The 20266-nt window shown below is 33.9% G+C and carries 20 protein-coding genes and 1 tRNA gene; 17 read left to right on the forward strand and 4 right to left on the reverse strand.

All coding sequences use genetic code 11. The annotated features are described in order from the left end of the window. Positions 1-156: 156 nt before the first annotated feature. From ACWA1B_RS09890 to ACWA1B_RS09905, 4 genes are all read right to left on the reverse strand, one after another. Entirely contained in the window at positions 157-357 is a 201-nt protein-coding gene (locus ACWA1B_RS09890) for a hypothetical protein (RefSeq protein WP_456906407.1), read from the reverse strand. 481 nt (positions 358-838) lie between these two features. Further along, complete coding sequence (locus ACWA1B_RS09895; protein ID WP_456906409.1) at positions 839-1282, reverse strand: DUF6896 domain-containing protein; 444 nt, start codon at positions 1280-1282, stop codon at positions 839-841. Positions 1283-1803: 521 nt separating this feature from the next. Beyond that, positions 1804-2760: a DUF3137 domain-containing protein gene (locus ACWA1B_RS09900; RefSeq protein ID WP_456906410.1), complete on the reverse strand. Its 957-nt coding sequence runs from the start codon at positions 2758-2760 to the stop codon at positions 1804-1806. Next, positions 2760-3314: a LemA family protein gene (locus ACWA1B_RS09905; protein ID WP_456906412.1), complete on the reverse strand. Its 555-nt coding sequence runs from the start codon at positions 3312-3314 to the stop codon at positions 2760-2762. The genes ACWA1B_RS09900 and ACWA1B_RS09905 overlap by 1 nt, the downstream gene beginning before the upstream one ends. Before the next feature lie 323 nt (positions 3315-3637). Between ACWA1B_RS09905 and ACWA1B_RS09910 the strand changes: the two genes are divergently transcribed. From ACWA1B_RS09910 to ACWA1B_RS09990, 17 genes are all read left to right on the forward strand, one after another. After that, on the forward strand, positions 3638-4846 hold the full coding sequence (locus ACWA1B_RS09910) for an anhydro-N-acetylmuramic acid kinase (protein ID WP_456906414.1): 1209 nt from the start codon (positions 3638-3640) through the stop codon (positions 4844-4846). A 190-nt stretch (positions 4847-5036) separates the two neighbouring features. Continuing rightward, on the forward strand, positions 5037-6608 hold the full coding sequence (locus ACWA1B_RS09915) for a glycoside hydrolase family 10 protein (protein WP_456906416.1): 1572 nt from the start codon (positions 5037-5039) through the stop codon (positions 6606-6608). After that, positions 6595-7869, forward strand: a complete 1275-nt coding sequence (locus ACWA1B_RS09920) for an MFS transporter (protein WP_456906418.1) — start codon at positions 6595-6597, stop codon at positions 7867-7869. Before ACWA1B_RS09915 ends, ACWA1B_RS09920 begins: the two co-directional genes overlap by 14 nt. A gap of 21 nt (positions 7870-7890) precedes the next feature. Further along, positions 7891-8232 carry a hypothetical protein gene (locus ACWA1B_RS09925; RefSeq protein ID WP_308092541.1) on the forward strand — a complete coding sequence of 114 codons (342 nt, stop codon included), beginning with the start codon at positions 7891-7893 and terminating at the stop codon, positions 8230-8232. Between the two features lie 99 nt (positions 8233-8331). Beyond that, positions 8332-8781, forward strand: a complete 450-nt coding sequence (locus ACWA1B_RS09930) for a GNAT family N-acetyltransferase (RefSeq protein WP_456906420.1) — start codon at positions 8332-8334, stop codon at positions 8779-8781. A gap of 2 nt (positions 8782-8783) precedes the next feature. Continuing rightward, complete coding sequence (locus ACWA1B_RS09935; RefSeq protein WP_456906422.1) at positions 8784-10397, forward strand: glycoside hydrolase family 3 protein; 1614 nt, start codon at positions 8784-8786, stop codon at positions 10395-10397. A 125-nt stretch (positions 10398-10522) separates the two neighbouring features. Continuing rightward, positions 10523-11161, forward strand: coding sequence for a peroxiredoxin (locus tag ACWA1B_RS09940; protein ID WP_035649265.1), 639 nt, complete (start codon positions 10523-10525; stop codon positions 11159-11161). A gap of 224 nt (positions 11162-11385) precedes the next feature. Next, on the forward strand, positions 11386-11694 hold the full coding sequence (locus tag ACWA1B_RS09945; RefSeq protein WP_007805605.1) for a thioredoxin family protein: 309 nt from the start codon (positions 11386-11388) through the stop codon (positions 11692-11694). A 109-nt stretch (positions 11695-11803) separates the two neighbouring features. Next, complete coding sequence (locus ACWA1B_RS09950) at positions 11804-12061, forward strand: DUF6952 family protein (RefSeq protein WP_008462029.1); 258 nt, start codon at positions 11804-11806, stop codon at positions 12059-12061. Between the two features lie 561 nt (positions 12062-12622). Beyond that, positions 12623-13120: a thiol peroxidase gene (tpx, locus tag ACWA1B_RS09955; protein WP_456906424.1), complete on the forward strand. Its 498-nt coding sequence runs from the start codon at positions 12623-12625 to the stop codon at positions 13118-13120. A gap of 13 nt (positions 13121-13133) precedes the next feature. Then, entirely contained in the window at positions 13134-13508 is a 375-nt protein-coding gene (locus ACWA1B_RS09960; RefSeq protein WP_012024181.1) for a diacylglycerol kinase, read from the forward strand. A 15-nt stretch (positions 13509-13523) separates the two neighbouring features. Continuing rightward, positions 13524-15989: a DNA translocase FtsK gene (locus tag ACWA1B_RS09965; RefSeq protein ID WP_456906426.1), complete on the forward strand. Its 2466-nt coding sequence runs from the start codon at positions 13524-13526 to the stop codon at positions 15987-15989. A 7-nt stretch (positions 15990-15996) separates the two neighbouring features. Next, positions 15997-16689 (forward strand): outer membrane lipoprotein periplasmic chaperone LolA1, encoded by a 693-nt coding sequence (locus tag ACWA1B_RS09970; RefSeq protein ID WP_456906428.1) that lies wholly within the window; start codon positions 15997-15999, stop codon positions 16687-16689. Positions 16690-16698: 9 nt separating this feature from the next. Continuing rightward, positions 16699-18153: an LptF/LptG family permease gene (locus ACWA1B_RS09975; protein ID WP_456906430.1), complete on the forward strand. Its 1455-nt coding sequence runs from the start codon at positions 16699-16701 to the stop codon at positions 18151-18153. Positions 18154-18155: 2 nt separating this feature from the next. Next, complete coding sequence (gene ribB, locus ACWA1B_RS09980) at positions 18156-19286, forward strand: 3,4-dihydroxy-2-butanone-4-phosphate synthase (protein WP_456906432.1); 1131 nt, start codon at positions 18156-18158, stop codon at positions 19284-19286. A 3-nt stretch (positions 19287-19289) separates the two neighbouring features. Then, positions 19290-19688, forward strand: coding sequence for an acyl-CoA thioesterase (locus ACWA1B_RS09985; RefSeq protein WP_456906434.1), 399 nt, complete (start codon positions 19290-19292; stop codon positions 19686-19688). 139 nt (positions 19689-19827) lie between these two features. Continuing rightward, positions 19828-19912 (forward strand) — tRNA-Ser (locus ACWA1B_RS09990). Positions 19913-20266: the final 354 nt, after the last annotated feature.

Genomic DNA, 20266 nt, shown 5'->3' on the forward strand with positions numbered 1-20266 from the left:
TACAAAAATAGGTATTTTTTTAAGGTTCAAAGTGACATAGTTACAAAGAGACAAAGGTTTTCTTTGGAATTGTTTTTGAAGTTGGAATTTGAAATTTTAACCCGATTGTCATCCTGAGCGGAGTCGAAGGCTTTTGAAAACGTAAATTTTCTCTTTTTAATCAATAAGTCCTTCTGTAAACTTTCTTCCTAGAATCCCAAAAGTCGGTTTGATATAATCTTGAAAAGCATTTGCCTCTTCATGTGTTTGAAAAGATATCGAATGCTCTTCAATCAATGCATTTAATGTAAAGTTTAGGTGCATAATGTAATCTTGAAAATCATCCAGATAATGAGATTTGGCATCTACTAGTTCCATCCCTGATAATTTTTCGAAAGGTTGACGCTTTGCGTTTATATACGATTCCGCACTTTTAATAAATTCTTCTTTGATTTTTTCGTAACTCATGTCTTAATGATATATAATTTCCCGAATGTGTCTACTATAAATTTATCGTTATTGGAGCCTGAAAACGTATTGTATGCAATTGCTTTTTCTGTATCTAAGAAGATTTGAATGAATGTTTGGGAAATTCATTTACTCAAATTTAAAAAAAATTAGCGAGGATAGCAAAATTTTGGAATATCCTGAGCTGATTGCAAAGTATATCTTTTTCAACTTATATAGAGTCCAATCTATACGGGCACGGATTACAAATCCGCGCTATCTGGTTTTAATTTTAATTAGGAGCTTATTCCTGCTGTCCGCTATATCTTTTACGCCTCCCGATAGCTATCGGAACCGGCGCAAAAGGATGCCGTTCCCATCAGGGCTAGGTCATTCGGTTTCATAAGAAGATTTATTGAATAAAAATTGATTCCTTAACAACTCTGTAAGTCATAAAAACACACCCAAAAGGAGTTCCTTCAATTCCTTCAATAGTCAACCATTCCAAGATTCCTTTATTTATAAGTTGATAAAGTTCGTACTCGATATAATCTTCAGTATAATTTAATTTCTGATATTCAGGATGAGTTCTTATAAGCTCCGTAAGTTTCCATTGAGAAAACTCGATTGTATCTTTTTCAAAAAGTGAAATATCATAGGCATATATAGCACCATCTTTTTCTGCTGTACAGCCAGTTCCATGAAACCAATATTCGATTCCATCAATTGTTCCTTTTCTTTCAAAAAAGTCATGAGAAAACGAACATGGATTTATATTTTGTTTGTATTTATCTTTTAATAAAGCTTCAAAATTTCTGATAAATGTTACGTAGTCTGTTAGGATTTTTTCGATCATAATTAAATCAAATATAAATTGAATTTATTTGATTTACAACCGCAATAGCACAACGTTAGCGCGGATTTACAATCCGTGCCCACAAAGCATATCTTTTTTCAACTTATTTGGTGTTCAATCTTTGCGGGCACGGATTGCAAATCCGCGCTATCGGGTTCCCATAATCTTAATTTACTTTGGTAAATTCAATTAATAATGTGCGCTTAAACTGTTGTTATTTCTTAGAAAAATAAAAAAAACTATACATAAAAGGACACAAAAAACAAGAGACCCTGATCTTAAAAACTTATTCATCTCGTTTGGAATCTCAAAAGTAAGTGCAAACAAATACAGGAAAAGTCCAACGATAAATAATACAAAAGTTGAAGCCACCATAAAAATTAATCCTTCTCCTATAGAAGTCTGACTAAGCTTGAAAATTTCTCCTATAGTGTAAAAGAAAAAAAATACGAACCAAAGCCAATAAAAAAATTGAAAAATATAAGACAGTGTTGATTTCATAAGTGCTTTGATTAAATAATCTACCCCTTCCCCCAAATCCTAGTATTCAAATCCAGTTCATGAACAATATCATGCATGAATTTCACAATCGAAATATCATTGGTAAGTAAATCAGGATCTAAAAGCGTTGAATGAATAGGCGCTTCAAAATAATTATGAGACAACGGAAAAGCAATATACATTTTCGAACTTATAAAAGAGAGCGAAATCGTTTCGTCGCATTTGCTGTTTAAGTCCAGAATTCTTTCCATCATCGCTGGCGTTAAAATATATCGCGCCTCAATTTGGTTTCTGGAATAGGTTGCAAATTTATTATCAAATTCCGTGTTTTCTAATTCCACTACTTCGCTGTTTCCAAAACTAAAAACGTTTTTAGAAAACCACGAACTAAAAGCTTCTCCATAACCTTTCGGACGCACAACTGTTGAAACTTCAAAGTTTTTATTGAAATCGGCTACAAAAACAATTCCTTTAAAAATAGTGTGCCAATGTGTTTTGGTTCCGTTTTTGTCGCGGGTTTCTGTTTTATATTCGGCATGAACTTCGGCAAACCAAAAAGAGGTTTTATCGTTTGTTCCGCTTATCAAATCCTGTGTTTTATAACGATCCGGCTCTGTTGTAAAAAGCTCAGAACTTATAAACTCATATTCCGGAAGTCCACTTTGCGGTGTTAATATTAAACTTTCATTAATATTTTTTAATGCCTGTGCCACAACATTCGTTTTGTAAGCAACTTTGTATTTCACAGCAGTATCTTCTATTTGAAAATACATTACAATACCAGTAATACCAGAAGCTGCAAATCCCAGAAAACCAATAATCGGAATTCGAATAAAAAAACCAACTATCAGAAGCACAAAGGCAAGACCAAATAAAATATAACAGGTTTTGTAAGTTTCGGCGATCTTTTTTCGGTCAATTTCTAATGCATTCAAAACCTCTTGCAAGGCTGTATTGGTGTTAATTTCTGAATCCATTAATTATTGAAAAGTTCTTTTGCACTAATATTTTTACGCTCTTCTTCTGCAGTTTCCAAAACATCAATTTTAGTATAATTCAGCATTCCAGAAAATAGATTTCCAGGGAACATCATAATTGCATTATTATAACTCGTAACCGCAGCATTATAAGTTCTTCTGGCAGCAGCAATTTGTTCTTCGCTTTCTGTCCAGGTGCTTTGCAGGTTTATGAAATTTGTATTAGCCTTTAAGTCCGGATAATTTTCAACTGTAACCATTAAGCCTTTTACGGCCGTACTTAATTTCGTATCCAAACTCGCTTTTTCGGCTTCAGTTAAAGAACCTGAATTCGCTTTTGCACGAAGTTCTACAATTTTAGTTAAGGTACTTTGTTCGTAATTGGTATATTGTTTTACTACTTCAACTAGATTCGGAATCAAATCAAAACGTTTTTTCAGCATTACATCAATTGCCGAAAAAGCATTCGTAACATTATTTCTTTTTTCGATAAGGGAATTGTAAGCGAATACTCCGATTAGTAGAAAAACAAAAGGGATAATGATATAAATCATGGCTTAAGATTTAATTAGTTTGAAAACAAATATATAAAAAGCGATGTAAGTTTATTTGACCCGTTGCGTTTTTATTTAAACAGATAGAAACATAATTTCGGAACTCAATAAAAGAATTAAATAAAATCAAGATTTTATACATAGCTATGTTTATTTAAAAAAGTGAAACGCCTATAACCGTAAAGAAAAACTATGATCATATGTGTTTAAAAATATTTACGCCCAGCCTTTAAAAAATAAATCTCTAAGTTTACTTATATTTATATGTAAAATAATCCCATTTTAGCGTTTCCAAATTAAATGCTCTTTTAAGATTACTTGAAATGAATAAAAATATAAAAGCTCTTTACGAAATCGCTCAAAAAGAAACCAGAAAAATAATCGGTTTAATGTCCGGAACTTCGCTTGACGGACTTGATTTGGCGCTTTGTGAAGTTTCAGGCGAAGGCGAAAACACAGTTGTAAAAATCGAGCAGTTTGAAACCATCGATTACAACGAAGACATTAAAACCGAAATCAGAAAAGTATTTGCTAAAAAAACAATCGATTTTCAGCATTTGGTTTTACTAAACGAATGGATTGCCGATTTGCATGCCGGAATGATCAACGATTGTCTTTTAAAATGGAATATTCCCACAAACGAAGTTGATTTAATTGCATCGCACGGACAAACGGTTTTGCATGCGCCAAAGTTTTTGCATCAGCAGGAAAAATTTCCAAATGCAACTTTGCAAATTGGCGACGGCGATCATATTGCAGTACAAACCGGAATTATAACATTATCAGATTTTAGACAAAAACACGTTGCTGCTGGCGGTGAAGGCGCACCTTTGGCAGTTTATGGCGATTATTTGTTATTCAGCAAAAAAGGCGAAAACCGAATTATGTTGAATATGGGCGGCATCGCAAATTTCACTTATTTACCAGCCTCACAAAACGCCGAGGAAGTTTTTGTAACCGATACCGGAACGGCAAATACGTTAATTGATATTTTCACGAAACAATTTTTCCCTGAAAAAAGTTTTGATAAAGATGCTGAAATCGCAAAAAGCGGAATTGTAAATCAGGAACTTTTAAGCGAATTAAAAAGCGATGCTTTCTTCCAAAAAAGTTTCCCAAAAACAATTGGTCAGGAATTATTCAACCATGAATTTGTAAACTCGGCTTTGGTAAAATTAGGTTTACAAAACATTTCGGCACCCGATTTGCTGGCTACTTTAACGCGCCTTAGTGCCGAAACAATTGCCGAAGCGGTTTTGTTTGTTGTACAAAATACTAAAACACCAATCGAAGAGTTTACAGTTTACATGTCGGGCGGTGGCGCGAGAAATCCGTTATTGGTGAGCTGGTTACAGGAATTACTATCTTGTAAATTTGAAAAAAGCGACGTTCTCGGAATTTCTGGCGATGCAAAAGAAGCGGTTTTGTTTGCCGTTTTGGCGAATGAAACTGTTGCTGGAGGAAATTATAATTTTGGTTCAAAAAAAGGAATTCCATCGGTAACAATGGGGAAAATTTCGTTCCCTGATTAAAAGATAGCCACGACTCGACCGAAGGGACAGACGAAGTAATTCACGAATTTGTTTATAATCTATGCGAAAAAAACGTGATTAATTAAATGAATTATGTTAATTGCATTATGATTTTAAAAATAAAATTCGTGAATTCGTGGCGGAAAAAAAATTAAACCTATTTTTGGTTTTTGTTAAATTAAAGATTGAAATGCATAAAAATCAGCACTTACTATACTCTATTATATTTTTGTTTTTCTTTGGATGGAAATCCGCTGCACAGGAAAAAATATTGCATCCTAAGAACGAATTCAGAGGTGTATGGATTGCCACGGTTGTGAATATTGACTGGCCAAAAACAGCCAATGACAACGTAGAAAAAGAAAAAGCTGATTATCTTGAAATTCTAGAAACGTATAAAAAACTAAATTATAACGCCGTAATTGTTCAGGTTCGAAGTGTTGGTGATGCTATTTATCCTTCTGAATTTGCTCCTTGGTCGCGATTTTTAACAGGAAAAGAAGGTTTGGCTCCAAACCCATATTACGATGCACTGGCATGGATGATTGAGCAGGCACATAACCGCGGATTTGAATTTCACGCGTGGCTGAATCCGTATCGAGCAACTTTCGATTTAAATAAGAATCTTTTAAGCCCAGGACATGATCTTTTCAAACATCCTGAATGGATGATCGAGTACGGCGGAAAATACTATTATGATCCTGCTCTACCTGAAGTTCAGGAACATTTGACTAAAGTAGTAAAAGAAGTCGTTGACAAATATGATATCGACGCGATTCATTTTGATGATTATTTTTATCCATACGCCGTTCCTGGAAAAGTTTTCAATGATTCGGCTTCATACAAAAAATATGGTGCAGGCTTAAGTCTTTCAGACTGGCGTCGTGCCAATGTGAGCAACTTTGTACATACCATTTCTACAACTATAAAAGCCAGCAAACCGTGGGTTCAATTCGGGATTAGTCCGTTTGGGGTTTGGCGAAATAAATCTCAGGACCCTAGAGGTTCTGAAACACAATCGACTTCAAATTATGATGATTTGTATGCAGATCCAATGTTATGGATGGATCAGAAATGGATCGATTACATTCTGCCACAATTGTATTGGAGCATGAATAATCCGAGAGCGTCTTATTCGAAATTAGTAAAATGGTGGTCTGAAAACTCCAATAATACTGCAATTTACATTGGTCACGCATCTTATAAAATTAGAGGCGATGGTGACAAAAGCTGGAATTTTATGCAGGAAATTCCAACTCAAATTGACTTCTTAAGAACGTTTAAAAATGTTTCCGGAAGTGCTTATTTCAGCTCAAAATGGTTCATGAATAAAAATTTTGATGTAGTTCGCCATCTTGAAGAAAATCAATATAAATATCCGGCGCTTCCTGCAGCTGTTCCAAATTTAAAACGTGTTATTATTGATACACCTCAAGTTCTTGAATATACAAAAGACAGCATAAAATATACCTTTACAATCAAAAGTCCGCTAAATACAAAAGTACGTTATATGGTACTTTATGGTGGTGATAATGTTTCAAAAATCGATATTAACGATGCAACAAAAATCGTTGAAAAAGTTACTGTAAAAGAAGTTGACGGAAAAATCACTTTTTCAATTGCTGGAGGAAAACTAAATCTTTTTAAAGCCTGTGCTTTCACTTTTATTGATTATTTTGCCAACGAAAGTACACCAACTGCATTAGATTTAAAAAAGCCATTTAAAAACTATACACCAAATCAACCTAATGAAAATAGATAATAAACCTTGGTTCTGGATTCCGTTTCTTAATTTTGCATCTGGATTGCCTTATGCCATAATTATTTCAGTTTCGGTAATTATGTACAAAAATCTGGGAATTTCAAATGAAGACATTGGAGTTTATACCAGTTTGTTATATCTTCCGTGGGTGGTAAAACCGCTTTGGAGTCCGCTTATCGAATTGGTTGGAACCAAAAGAAAATGGTTTTTATCCATGCAGTTATTAATTTCAATAGCCTTTTTATTGGTCGGATTCACGATTCCATTCAATGGCTTTTTCATACTATCATTATCTATATTCTGGGTTGCCGCTTTTGCTTCAGCTTCAAATGATATTGCAACTGACGGCTTCTATTTATTGGTTTTGCCAGAAGACAAACAATCTTTCTTTATCGGAATTAGAAGCACTTTCTATAGACTTTCAATGCTTGCCGGAAATGGATTAGTAGTACTTTTTGCTGGATATTTAGAACATAAATATGGTGACAACACAAAAGCTTGGTCATATACTATGATTTGTGTTGGTTTATTAATGACTTTCATTACAGCTTACAATTTTATTTTTACTCCAAAAAATGAAATAAACGCTGTTGCTGACACTAAAGAAAAACATCAAAATCAAAACTTCATCACGGTTTTTATCAGTTTCTTTAAGAAAAAACAAATCGGATTAATTTTGGCTTTTATTCTGGTTTTCAGATTAGGAGAATCGCAATTACTTAAAATGCTTACTCCATTTTTATTGGATGGAAAAGAATTAGGCGGAATGGGATTAGACACCGAAGCTGTTGGAATTATTTATGGAACTTTTGGCGTTGGAGCTTTGACTCTAGGCGGAATTTTAGGCGGAATCGCTATTTCGAAACAAGGTCTTACTAAATGGATGTTTCCGATGTTTTTAACGATGCATTTACCTATTATCGGATTTATTTTATTGGCATTTTTTCACCCAACATCAATTTATTACATTTATATCGTTGTTATTTTAGAACAATTTGGCTACGGTTTTGGTTTTACAGCTTTCATGATGTATTTAATTCACGTTGCCGAAGGAGAATCAAAAACAGCGCATTATGCACTTGCAACTGGTTTTATGGCATTAGGAATGATGCTTCCGGGAATGCTGAGCGGTTATATTTGGAAATATTTAGGCTATGACAACTTCTTTATATGGGTTCTTATAGCTACAATTCCAGGTCTTATTTTATCACGTTTTTTAACTTTCCCGAAAGATTTTGGGAAAAAATCAGAAGAAGTTTAACCCCAAATCAAACTTTTACCTATGGAAATCAATGAAAATTTGCAGGCCGAACGCAACTTGAAAGGAGCTGAGTTCGAAAAAAACGGAAATCTTGAAAAAGCAATTGAATTGTATGAGGAAAATGTCGCAGAAAGCTTTAAAGGAAATCATCCTTACGATAGATTAGCAACGATCTACAAAAACCAGCTTGATCTTGAAAACGAAATCAGAGTTTTAGAAAAAGCTATTTTGGTTTACGAAGAAATCACACTCGTAGACCGATTAGAAGGTTTGCCAAAACTTTTCCGCTTTAAAAACCGGTTGGAAAAGGCAATTGAAACCAAAAAACAATTGGCTAAACAAAAAAAGGCGAAATTAAAGTAAGTAAATTTAAATGAATCTTAATTTTCTTTAACCATTAAGAGATTAAGTAATTTAAGCCAAGCTTTATGAGCTCAATATCTTAATGGTAAAAAAATCGAAATGAGTACTTTAAAACGAACCAATTCAGATGATATCGATTTTATAAATCTCGTTGCTTTATTAGATAAAGATCTGGCAATTAGAGACGGAGACGATCATGCATTTTACAATCAGTTTAACAAAACCGATAAAATAAAACATACGATTGTTTATTACGAAAATGACATTCCTGTAGGTTGCGGCGCTTTTCGCGAAAAAGAAAGCGATAAAACCGAAATCAAAAGAATGTACGTTCATCCTGATTTTCGAAAAAAAGGAATTGCATCAAAAATTTTAGCCGAATTGGAAATCTGGGCCAAAGAAGTGGGTTATACTTATACCATTCTGGAAACAGGAAAAAATCAGCCAGAAGCCATCAACTTATATCAAAAATTAAATTATACCATCATTCCAAATTATCCGCCTTATGAAAAGATGGATAATAGTGTCTGTATGAAAAAGACTTTATAATAATGAAAATTACTGCCGAAGCATTACGCCAAAAAGTGGGACAATTCTTTTTTCCTGCTGTTTTTATAAACGATACCGAAGAAAATATTCAGGAAACCGAGCGTTTAATCAAAGAACATAACATTGGTGGACTGACCTTTTTCCACAGTCGTGCGAGCGCTGCGACGAATTATGAAAGTAAGAAAAAAGTTGTTTTTAATGATGATAGTTACGAAAAAATCAAAGCATTAATTGTTCGTTATCAAAAGGCAGCTTCTACTCCACTTTTAATCAGTATTGATGCGGAATGGGGTTTGGCAATGCGAATCGAAAAAACACCGCAATATCCGTACGCGATTACGCTTGGCGCTTTGCCAGAGAATAAATCAGATTTGGTTTTTGAAGTTGGAAAACAAATCGGTTTAGATTTAAAAGCAGCCGGAATTCAGTATAATTTATCGCCTTTGGCGGATATCAATAATAATCCAAATAATCCCGTTATCGGTTATCGTTCTTTTGGCGAAAACAAAGAAAAAGTAGCCGATTTTTCTGTTGAATATCTAAAAGGAATGTCGGAAGTCGGGGTTTTAGGTTGCCTGAAACATTTTCCCGGACACGGAAATACGAATGTTGATTCACATTTAGGATTGCCGGTTTTAAAGGAAACTTTAGAAGAATTAATGGAAAACGAATTATATCCCTTCATTAAAGGAATTGAAAACAATGTTGATTCGATTATGATCGGACATTTGGCAGTTCCGAGTTTAAATGATGGGAAAGACACATCAGCCACTTTATCAAAAGCTGTTATTCAGGATTTATTACGTGATAAATTGGGTTATGACGGTTTGGTAATTTCTGATGCTTTAAATATGCACAGCGTTTCTAAACTTTATGAAATCAAAGGACATTTAGAATGGGAGGCTTTCAACGCTGGAAACGATGTTTTATGCTTCGCCGAAAATGTTCCAGAAGGAATTGAAGAAATTCTAAAAAATGCTTCACCAGAACGAATCGAAGAAAGCTTTAACCGAATCATGAAAGCGAAAGAAAAAGCCGGGATTCTTTCTGGAAACACTTCTGCTTCGGGCGAATTAGATTTCAAAAAAACATCAGAATTAAATCTGGAAATTGCTCAAAATTCAATTACTAAAATCATTGGTAATTCGAGTTCAGAATTAGCTTTTGAAGCGCAGAAAAAGAACAAACTTGCCAAACTGAGTTTATATAAAAACACCGAAAACACTTTCTTTAAAACTTTAAATGCAAAATTATCTTCACCTGAATTTGCTTTTGAAAATTTAGAAGTTTCAGATATTTCATCTATCAAAAAGGAATTAGAAAATTTTGAAACGATTATCATTTCATTGTTTGTTCCAAAGGCAAAACCAATGAATAATTTCGAAATTGATAATGAAGTTCTAAAACTGCTTTCTGATTTACTTCAATCCAAAAAATGCATTGTTTACGTTTTCGGAAATCCATACGTTTTACCAATAATTCCGAATCTTAAAAAGGCTTCAGGATTAATTCAGGCGTATCAGGATTTTGAGGAGTTTCAAAAAACTGCGGGAATCCAATTTTTAGAAAAAATTTCTTCAAACGGAATTCTCCCAGTAAATATTGATATCCAATAAGTTAAAACATTAAATAGTCAAAATTTATCAACTTATAAATTTTTATAATCACATCTTATTGTAAGCAACCTTACTTATAGACTACTTTTGCACCAGAAATAAATTTTTAACGTAAAACGAAAAATATGTCTTTAGTAGGAAAAAAATTCCCAAGTATTGCAGTAGATGCTATCTCAGAAATGGGTGATAATTTAAAAATCAACATTTTTGAAGAAGCAGTAAACAACAACAAAAAAGTATTATTGTTTTGGTACCCAAAAGATTTCACTTTTGTTTGCCCAACTGAATTACACGCCTTTCAAGCTGCATTACCAGAATTCGAAAAAAGAAATACTATCGTAATTGGTGCTTCTTGCGATACTAACGAAGTTCACTTTGCTTGGTTGAACACACCAAAAAACAATGGTGGAATTGAAGGTGTAACTTACCCAATCTTAGCGGATACAAACCGTAACTTATCTAACATTTTAGGAATTTTAGATATTGATTCTACAGAATACAGCGAAGAAACGGATTCAGTTATCATCGAAGGTTCAAATGTAACTTTCAGAGCTACTTACCTAATTGACGAAACTGGAAAAATCTTCCACGAAAGTGTAAACGATATGCCATTAGGACGTAACGTAAACGAATACTTAAGAATGGTTGACGCTTACACACACATCCAAACTAAAGGTGAAGTTTGTCCAGCAAACTGGGAAGCTGGTAAAGAAGCAATGTCTGCTGACAGACTAAGTACTGCTGAATACTTAAGCGCTAATTAAGCTTCTAAGATACTAAGGTTCCAAGATGCTAAGTTTTGTAACTTAACTTTTGAATCTTAGATAAAATTCTACAATAAAAGTCGAGAGATTCTAAGATTAAACTTAGATCTTAGAATCTCAACGACTTAAAAATCCATCAAAAATCCACATAAAGTTATACGGTTCAAGAAGCAAAACTTAGCATCTTAGAACCTTAGTAACTTAGTGTCTAAAAAATAAAAATTATGTTAATCGACTTAAACGAAGATACGTTAGCAGATTTAGTTGCTAAAAACGAAAAAGTAGTAGTACAATATTCAGCTTCATGGTGTGGAAATTGCCGTATTATGAAACCAAAATTCAAAAAATTAGCAACAGAAAATGAAGCTATTACTTTTGTTTTGGTTGATGCAGAAAATTCTCCTGAATCAAGAAAATTAGCTAATGTGAGCAACCTGCCAACATTCGCAACTTTCGTAAACGGACAATTAGTTGGCGAAACGCAAACTAACAAACAAGAAGTTTTGATCGATCTTGTAAACGCAATTGCATAAATTTAGACCAGTTAGACTGACTTAGATTTTTAGACTTCTTAGAGTGGTCTACAATTTAAAAAAGTCTAAGAAGTCTAAGAATGTCTAAAAATCTAAGAAGTCTAAAATTATGAAATTACCAGTAATTAAGCATTTAACACAATTCATCGAAGAAAACGATCAGGATTATATCATTGAAACGATCGAAGTTTTGGAAGCAATGACTGAAATTCCTTCTCTAAAAGATGAAGAATTAGATGTTATCGGAGAATTGATTTCTAACATGTACGGCGCACTTGAAGTACAGAAACTTGTAGCTCAAGGAACAGATAAAAAAGAAGCTTTAAATACGTTCATGAAACGTGTTTTAGGTTCAATCGATAAATAATCGGCCTCTTTTTCAAATAAAAAACAAAAAAAACATGACTGAGAAAGCGTTTCTATTTGGAGACGCTTTTTTTTTTTTCAGTATTCAGTCGCAGTTTTCAGGCCATCTTTGTCAGGCTGAGCGGAGTCGAAGCCCACGCAAAGCAAATCGACAAAGATTATCAATTTAGATTGCGGAGCTACTTGCGCGGGCTTCCACTCCGCTCAGCCCGACAAGTGTAAAGCAAATCTAAAATCTACCTTCTAAAATCTAAAATAATTTGGGCGAGACACCATTAGAAAAAGGGGCTAAACATGCTTTGCCTACATTAGCCCCTTTCCCTAATGCTGTCGGGCTATCCGCGCTACTTTGGTAGCCAGCTCCTATCCCTCTCGCAGGCAAACGGTTTCAATTGACTTTTATGGTTATCGACAAACGTAATAAATCTAAAATAATTAGATAAATTCGTGAATTTGTGGCCATCCAAAAACCAACCTTAATCTATCCTTAAACGCTTAACAAATACTTTTAGATTCAAATATTAATCCTTACTTTTGAACCTCATTAATTTAAACAAAAATCATGGCTTCAATAACTTTAGGAGGAAATCCAGTTCATACATCGGGCGAATTACCAGCAGTTGGATCACAATTAGCTGATTTCAAATTAGTACAAAACGATTTATCAGTTGCTTCATTAAGCAATTTTGCTGGAAAAAAATTAGTTTTAAATATTTTTCCAAGTGTTGATACAGGAACTTGTGCAACATCTGTTAGAAAATTCAATGCAAGTGCAAGCGGATTAGAAAACACGACTGTTTTATGTATTTCAAGAGATTTACCTTTTGCTCAAAAACGTTTTTGTGGCGCTGAAGGTTTAGAAAATGTAGTAAACTTATCAGATTTCCAAACTGGCGCTTTCGGTAAAGCAAACGGATTAGAAATCCTTGATGGACCATTAGCAGGTTTACACTCAAGAGCAATCATTGTTGTTGATGCTGATGGAAAAGTTCTTCACACAGAACAAGTAGCAGAAATTGCAAACGAACCAAATTACGAAGCGGCTTTAGCAGCACTATAATATTTTCCTTTAAATGGAGTTTCAAAAAGATAATACATTTGTTACAGGTCGCTTAAAAAGTGTTACTTATGCTTTTAAAGGAGCTGTAAAATTGATTAAAACAGAACACAGTGTTATGGTTCAATTCTCATTGGGAATTATCATGACCATAGCTGGTTTTTATTTTCATATTTCACAAACCGAATGGCTTTGCCAGACATTAGCGATTGGCTTAGTCTTAAGTGTTGAAGGATTGAATACAGCAGTTGAAAAAATTGCTGATTTTATTCATCCAGATTACAGCAGACGAATCGGTTTTATTAAAGATATTGCTGCTGGAGCGGTATTTTTTGCAGCAATGACAGCAATAGCGATTGGCTTAATTATTTATATCCCAAAATTTATATAGGCAAGGAACGCAAGAATGGCAAAAACAAAAAAAGAAACTGCAGAGAAAAAAACCGAATCAAAAGTAGAGAGTATTAGGTCTTGGAAATTAACCAAACAACAAAAGTTTGTTTTGGGATGCCTTTTGGTGCTCTTTTCAATCGCATTATTGGTTGCGTTTATTTCGTTTTACGTTAACGGACAATGGCAGACAGACCAAAGTGCTGTCAATAGTCTTGGTGACCGAGACGAAGTAGTACAGAACTGGCTCGGAAAATTCGGAGCTTATCTTGCTGACTTAATTGTTTACAGAGGTTTCGGGATTGCATCTTTTATTTTTGTCCGTTTATTTTTCTTAACTGGATTGTTTTTAGCATTGGAACTTTCGACCAAAAAACTAAAAAATACCTGGTTTTGGGATTTATTTGCTATGATTGTTGTTTCAGTTCTTTTTGGTTTTTTCGCTACATCAGCACCAGAATTAGGGGGAACAATTGGTTATGAACTTAACCTTTTTCTTCAAGATTACATTGGAAAAACAGGAACTTTACTTAGCTTGCTTTTTGGACTGATCGTTTATTTGATTTTCAAAATAAAAGTATCTCCTGAAAAAATTCAGTCTTATTTCGATTCTACTAAAAAAGAATTCAAATCGGAATTAGAATCTATAAAACCAACTCAACAACAACCGCTACAACCTGAAAGTGCTTATAATTTAGAGGAATTTGCAATTGAGGAAGAAGAAGATCCCGAACTGGATAATATTCACCTAAAAACGATTGATTCTCAATTCGAAATCAACAAAGAAGCTTTAAAACCAACTATTAATCATTCCTCTGAAATTGATTTAAATCCGGTTTTAAAACCCGTTCAAATGAACATCAATCCCGCAACCGTTTCAGCTCCAGCTCATACTGAAGAGTTTGTAATTGAAAAAGCAGAAGAAGAAGATATTATTGAAGAAAATCTAGCTTCACGCCTAGTTGCTGATTTTGGTTTATTTGATCCTACTTTAGATCTTTCGAATTATAAATTCCCAACCATCGATTTATTAAAAGAATATTCGACTGGCGGAATTACGATCAACCAGGAAGAATTAGAAGAAAACAAAAACAAGATTGTAGATACATTGCGTAACTACAAAATTGAAATTGCACAAATTAAAGCAACCGTTGGACCATCGGTAACTTTATATGAAATTGTACCGGAAGCGGGAATCAGAATTTCTAAAATTAAAAGTTTAGAAGATGATATTGCTTTATCATTGTCTGCTTTAGGAATTCGTATTATTGCGCCAATTCCAGGAAAAGGAACAATTGGTATCGAAGTCCCAAACAAGAACCCAACTATGGTTTCTATGAAAAGTGTTATTGGAGCTGCGAAATTCCAAGAAGCTGAAATGGAATTGCCAATTGCTTTAGGAAAAACCATTTCAAACGAAACTTTTGTTGTCGATTTAGCCAAAATGCCTCACTTATTGATGGCGGGTGCTACAGGACAAGGAAAATCGGTTGGATTGAATGCGGTATTGACTTCTCTTTTATACAAAAAACATCCAGCAGAAGTAAAATTTGTTTTGGTTGACCCGAAAAAAGTGGAGCTTACGCTTTTCAATAAAATTGAAAGACATTATTTAGCCAAACTTCCTGATACAGAAGACGCTATCATTACAGATAACGCAAAAGTTGTCAATACATTAAACTCGCTTTGTACAGAAATGGACAATCGTTATTCTTTATTAAAAGATGCGATGGTTCGTAATATCAAAGAATACAACGATAAATTCAAAGCAAGAAAACTAAATCCAGAAGCTGGCCACCGATTTTTACCTTACATCGTTTTGGTTGTCGATGAGTTCGCAGATTTGATTATGACTGCCGGAAAAGAAGTCGAAATTCCGATTGCACGTCTGGCTCAGCTGGCTCGTGCTATTGGTATTCACTTGATTATTGCTACACAAAGACCATCTGTAAACGTAATTACAGGTTTAATTAAAGCCAATTTCCCTGCCAGAATTGCCTTTAGAGTAACTTCAAAAATTGACTCAAGAACGATTTTAGATACTCAAGGTGCAGATCAATTGATTGGACGAGGAGATTTATTATACACAAATGGAAACGATGTTGTGCGTGTACAGTGCGCATTTATTGACACTCCTGAAGTTGAAAAAATTACAGATTTTATTGGCGGACAAAAAGCGTATGCCACAGCATATTTGCTTCCGGAGTTCATTGGAGAAGAAAGTGGCATCAATCTTGATATAGATATTTCCGAAAGAGACACCTTATTTAGAGAAGCCGCAGAGATTATTGTCAATGCACAGCAAGGTTCTGCTTCATTACTGCAAAGAAAATTAAAATTAGGCTACAACAGAGCCGGGCGATTGATTGATCAATTGGAAGCAGCCGGAATTGTTGGCCCATTTGAAGGCAGTAAAGCTCGAAGTGTGAACATTTTAGACTTAAGTGCTCTTGATCAATTTTTTAATAATGAACAAAATTAACCCCATCATGAAAACAAAAATTCAGGAAATCAGAAACAATTCTATCACTAACATGACTAAAAAGTGTTTTCAAATCGCTGCAATATTGCTTTTGAGCTTCACTTCTACTCAGGCTCAGGATAAAAAAGCCAAAGATTTATTGAACGAAGTAACGGCTAAAATAAAAAGTTACGACAATATTGTTATCGATTTTAAGTATTCTTTGAATAATGCGAAAGAAAACATTAATCAAGACAGCAAAGGAAATGTAACCATGAAAGGAAACCAATATGTTTTGAACTTTATGGGTGTTACAAAAATATTTGACGGACAAAAAACATACACAATTGTTCCTGAAGACGAAGAAGTTACCGTTTCTAAAGTAAATGAAAAAGATGACAACGCAATTACGCCTTCAAAAATGCTGACTTTCTTTAATTCCGGATACAAATACAATATGGATATTGTGCAGAATGTGAAAGGAAGAAAAATCCAATACATCAAATTAGTACCAACTAGCGGAAAAGACCAAAGAAAAGAAATTTTGTTAGGTGTTGATGTTCAGACAAAACACATTTATAATTTGATTGAAACTGGAAAAAACGGAACAAAAACAACTTTAACCGTTAATTCTTTTAAAACCAATCAGCCTTTATCAAAAAATCAATTTACCTTTGTAGCGAGCAAATATCCAAAATACTACATCAACAAATTAGATTAAATTACAAGGTTGAAAATTTTAGACAAATACTTACTAAAAACATTTCTGATTACGTTTACTACGGTATTCGTAATCCTTTTTTTTATATTCATACTTCAAACGGTTTGGCTTTTTATCTCAGAGCTTGCAGGTAAAGACCTGGATTTGATACTGGTTGTAAAATTTCTATTGTTTTCAATGCCACGAATTATTCCATTGGTTTTACCGCTTTCCGTTTTATTGGCCTCTATTATGACTTTCGGAAACCTTGCTGAAAATTATGAATTTGCAGCTATGAAATCTTCTGGAATATCACTTCAGAGAGCAATGCGTATTTTAATTGCATTTATATGTGTTTTAAGCATTGTTGCCTTTTGGTTTGCCAATAATGTAATTCCGTATGCAGAGTATAAATTTGTTAATTTCCGAAAAAATATAGCACAAGCAAAACCTGCCATGGCAATTGCTGAAGGTCAGTTTAATGATGTTGGCACTTATAATATTAAGGTAAATAAAAAATCAGGCGAAAACGGAAATATCCTGACTGGCGTTACGATCCATGAGAAAAATAATAATGTCGGTGAAAACAAAACCGTTATTAAAGCTAAAAATGGTAAATTAATCAGTAATGAAAAATCCAGTATTTTGAAACTGGTCCTGAATGATGGTTATTATTATCAAGATGTTACACCAAAAAAATATGAGGACCGTGCTAAACTTCCATTTGTTAAAGCAGCCTTTAAAAAGCAAATCATCAATATTGATTTGTCGGAACTGAATAAAGTTGATGAAGATAAAGAAAGTGTAAACAGCACTAACGGAATGCTGAATGTTAATGAACTACGCTATACACTGGACTCTTTAAATAAAAATCTGGATAATGAAATTATTTCTTTTTCAGAAAATATCAATCAGCGCGTGGGAATCAAAAAAATCCCAATTCCAGTCAAAAACAATATAAAGAAAAAGCAATTACCTAACAATCTTTTATCATTATATACAAATAAGCAAAAATTGGATATTCTAAAAATGGCCAGCAGCAATGTAACCAGCAACGTTTATTCTATTGAAGCAACACAAAAAGATTTAAAAGACAAGCAACGTGAAATCAACAAACATCTCAGCGCATTATATGAGAAATTTGTGATTGCTTTTGCCTGTTTTTTAATGTTTTTTATTGGAGCCCCATTAGGAGCAATTATCCGTAAAGGTGGATTAGGATTACCTATTGTATTTGCAGTATTAATTTTTATTACTTTCCACTTCATTAATACTTTTGGAAAAAGACTTTCGCAAGAAGGCGGTATGACTCCTTTTTTAGGATCATGGATGTCATCTTTTATATTATCCCCATTGGCTATTTTATTGACCTATCGTGCAACCAACGATAACGGTTTAATAAATTTTGACGCAATTACAACGCCAGTATCACAACTATTTCAAAAAATTTCCGAGCGGTTTTTTACTGCTAAAAACAAACAATAATTATGTCAACAAAAATACAACTCAATACCATTGAAGAAGCTATAGAAGATATTCGTCAAGGTAAAGTTATCATTGTAGTCGATGATGAAGATCGTGAAAATGAAGGTGATTTTTTGGCTGCAGCCGAAAAAGTGACTCCTGAAATGATCAACTTTATGGCTACACACGGACGTGGATTAATTTGTACACCACTGACAGAAAGCCGTTGTAAAGAGCTTGATTTACGTGCGATGGTAACCAATAATACAGATCATATGGAAACTGCTTTTACAGTTTCTGTGGATTTAAAAGGCCACGGAGTTACAACTGGTATTTCTGCAGCAGACAGATCAAAAACAGTTCAAGCTCTAGTTGATGCTAATACAAAACCTCATGATTTAGCTCGTCCTGGACATATTTTTCCATTAATTGCAAAACAAGGTGGCGTTTTAAGAAGAACTGGACATACTGAAGCTGCAATTGATTTTGCAAGACTAGCGGGATTTAAACCTGCTGGTGTTATCTGCGAAATTTTGAATGAAGACGGTACAATGTCGCGTTTACCTCAGCTTATTGAAGTAGCAAAAAAATTCAATTTAAAATTAGTTTCAATTGAAGATTTGGTTGCTTATAGAATGCAACATGACAGTCTGATTGTTAAAAAAGAAGATTTTGATATTGAAACCCGTTTTGGAACTTTTAGATTAAGAGCGTACGAGCAAACTACAAATAAACAAATACATATTGCTTTAACAAAAGGAACATGGAATTTAGGTGAACCAATTTTAACCCGAATCCACTCGTCACAAGTTAACAATGATCTGCTAGGTACTTTAACAAACAATGCCGAACAGCAATTAGACGATATGTTTAAAGTTATTAATGAAGATGGTAAAGGAGCTATTATTTTTATTAATCAGGACATGACTGCGGTTAATCTATTAAATAGAATTTCTGAACTCAAAGCTTTACAATCAGAAGGAACATTAAAAGCACCAAAAATAATTATCGACAGTAAAGATTACGGAATTGGAGCTCAAATTCTTCATGATATTGATATTTCAAAAATTAGATTAGTTTCAAATACACAGCAAACAAAACGTGTTGGAATGATAGGATACGGTTTGGAAATAACTGAGTACGTAAATTACTAATTTATGGGTACAGTAGAAGAAAGAATTATAAAATCGGAAACAAGAATTTTTAAAGCCGTTTTCCCGAGTACTACCAATCATTATGACACTTTATTTGGAGGAACTGCACTTCATTTGATGGACGAAGTTGCTTTTATTTGTGCAACACGATTCAGCCGAAAAAAAGTGGTAACCATTTCAACGGGACAAATTGACTTTAAAAAAGCGATTCCAGCAGGAACTTTAATCGAATTAGTTGCAAAAGTAATTAGTGTTGGAAGAACAAGTTGTAAAATTCATGTTGATATTTTCATGGAACAAATGTATTCTGAACTTCGTGAAACTGTAGTTTCAGGAACTTTTTCCTTTGTCGCCGTCGATGAAAACAAAAAACCGGTGCCAATTTTAGACGATTTAGAATAAAAATTATAAAAACATCATTTTGTAAACACTGATAATTAAGCACTTGAAAATTACTTAAAAAAAATAACCAAAAAAGTTTTTATAATCAGAAAAGCGTCCTATATTTGCACTCGCAATCAGGAAATGATAGCAACATACTGGAGAAATGGCAGAGCGGTCGAATGCGGCAGTCTTGAAAACTGTTGACTGTAACAGGTCCGGGGGTTCGAATCCCTCTTTCTCCGCTGAAGGCTTTAAACGAAAGGATAGCAAACTTTTCAAAGTTCATAAAAAAGCCGGAAAAAAGCGGTAAACCCTGCAAATCAAATGATTTGCAGGGTTTTTTCTTTTATACCACTTTTCAATATTTATAAAATCGAACAAAAACTTTGTGGCACATTCGTGGCGCATTTTTAAAGTGGATGTGATACCTTTTTTGCCACAAAAAGTTAAGGCGGTTTTTTTAAGATATTTCACCATACCAAGTTTTGTGGCAGAATTGTGGCGCGTAAATCTTCACCTGGTACTCAATTCATCAAAATCAAACTTTTCTCTACTGAGGTTCGAATGGCGGAGCTTCCCTGTTCAAAACTAGAAAA

It is taken from the genome of Flavobacterium xizangense (genome assembly GCF_054075145.1).

Coding starts and splice junctions, on each gene's coding strand:
- ribB (WP_456906432.1), top strand. CDS start 18,156: ATGTCAACAAAAATACAACTCAATACCATTGAAGAAGCTATAGAAGAT.
- ACWA1B_RS09985 (WP_456906434.1), top strand. CDS start 19,290: ATGGGTACAGTAGAAGAAAGAATTATAAAATCGGAAACAAGAATTTTT.
- ACWA1B_RS09945 (WP_007805605.1), top strand. CDS start 11,386: ATGTTAATCGACTTAAACGAAGATACGTTAGCAGATTTAGTTGCTAAA.
- ACWA1B_RS09935 (WP_456906422.1), top strand. CDS start 8,784: ATGAAAATTACTGCCGAAGCATTACGCCAAAAAGTGGGACAATTCTTT.
- ACWA1B_RS09900 (WP_456906410.1), bottom strand. CDS start 2,760: ATGGATTCAGAAATTAACACCAATACAGCCTTGCAAGAGGTTTTGAAT.
- ACWA1B_RS09920 (WP_456906418.1), top strand. CDS start 6,595: ATGAAAATAGATAATAAACCTTGGTTCTGGATTCCGTTTCTTAATTTT.
- ACWA1B_RS09930 (WP_456906420.1), top strand. CDS start 8,332: ATGAGTACTTTAAAACGAACCAATTCAGATGATATCGATTTTATAAAT.
- ACWA1B_RS09960 (WP_012024181.1), top strand. CDS start 13,134: ATGGAGTTTCAAAAAGATAATACATTTGTTACAGGTCGCTTAAAAAGT.
- ACWA1B_RS09925 (WP_308092541.1), top strand. CDS start 7,891: ATGGAAATCAATGAAAATTTGCAGGCCGAACGCAACTTGAAAGGAGCT.
- tpx (WP_456906424.1), top strand. CDS start 12,623: ATGGCTTCAATAACTTTAGGAGGAAATCCAGTTCATACATCGGGCGAA.
- ACWA1B_RS09965 (WP_456906426.1), top strand. CDS start 13,524: ATGGCAAAAACAAAAAAAGAAACTGCAGAGAAAAAAACCGAATCAAAA.
- ACWA1B_RS09915 (WP_456906416.1), top strand. CDS start 5,037: ATGCATAAAAATCAGCACTTACTATACTCTATTATATTTTTGTTTTTC.
- ACWA1B_RS09910 (WP_456906414.1), top strand. CDS start 3,638: ATGAATAAAAATATAAAAGCTCTTTACGAAATCGCTCAAAAAGAAACC.
- ACWA1B_RS09905 (WP_456906412.1), bottom strand. CDS start 3,314: ATGATTTATATCATTATCCCTTTTGTTTTTCTACTAATCGGAGTATTC.
- ACWA1B_RS09970 (WP_456906428.1), top strand. CDS start 15,997: ATGAAAACAAAAATTCAGGAAATCAGAAACAATTCTATCACTAACATG.
- ACWA1B_RS09895 (WP_456906409.1), bottom strand. CDS start 1,282: ATGATCGAAAAAATCCTAACAGACTACGTAACATTTATCAGAAATTTT.
- ACWA1B_RS09890 (WP_456906407.1), bottom strand. CDS start 357: ATGGAACTAGTAGATGCCAAATCTCATTATCTGGATGATTTTCAAGAT.
- ACWA1B_RS09940 (WP_035649265.1), top strand. CDS start 10,523: ATGTCTTTAGTAGGAAAAAAATTCCCAAGTATTGCAGTAGATGCTATC.
- ACWA1B_RS09950 (WP_008462029.1), top strand. CDS start 11,804: ATGAAATTACCAGTAATTAAGCATTTAACACAATTCATCGAAGAAAAC.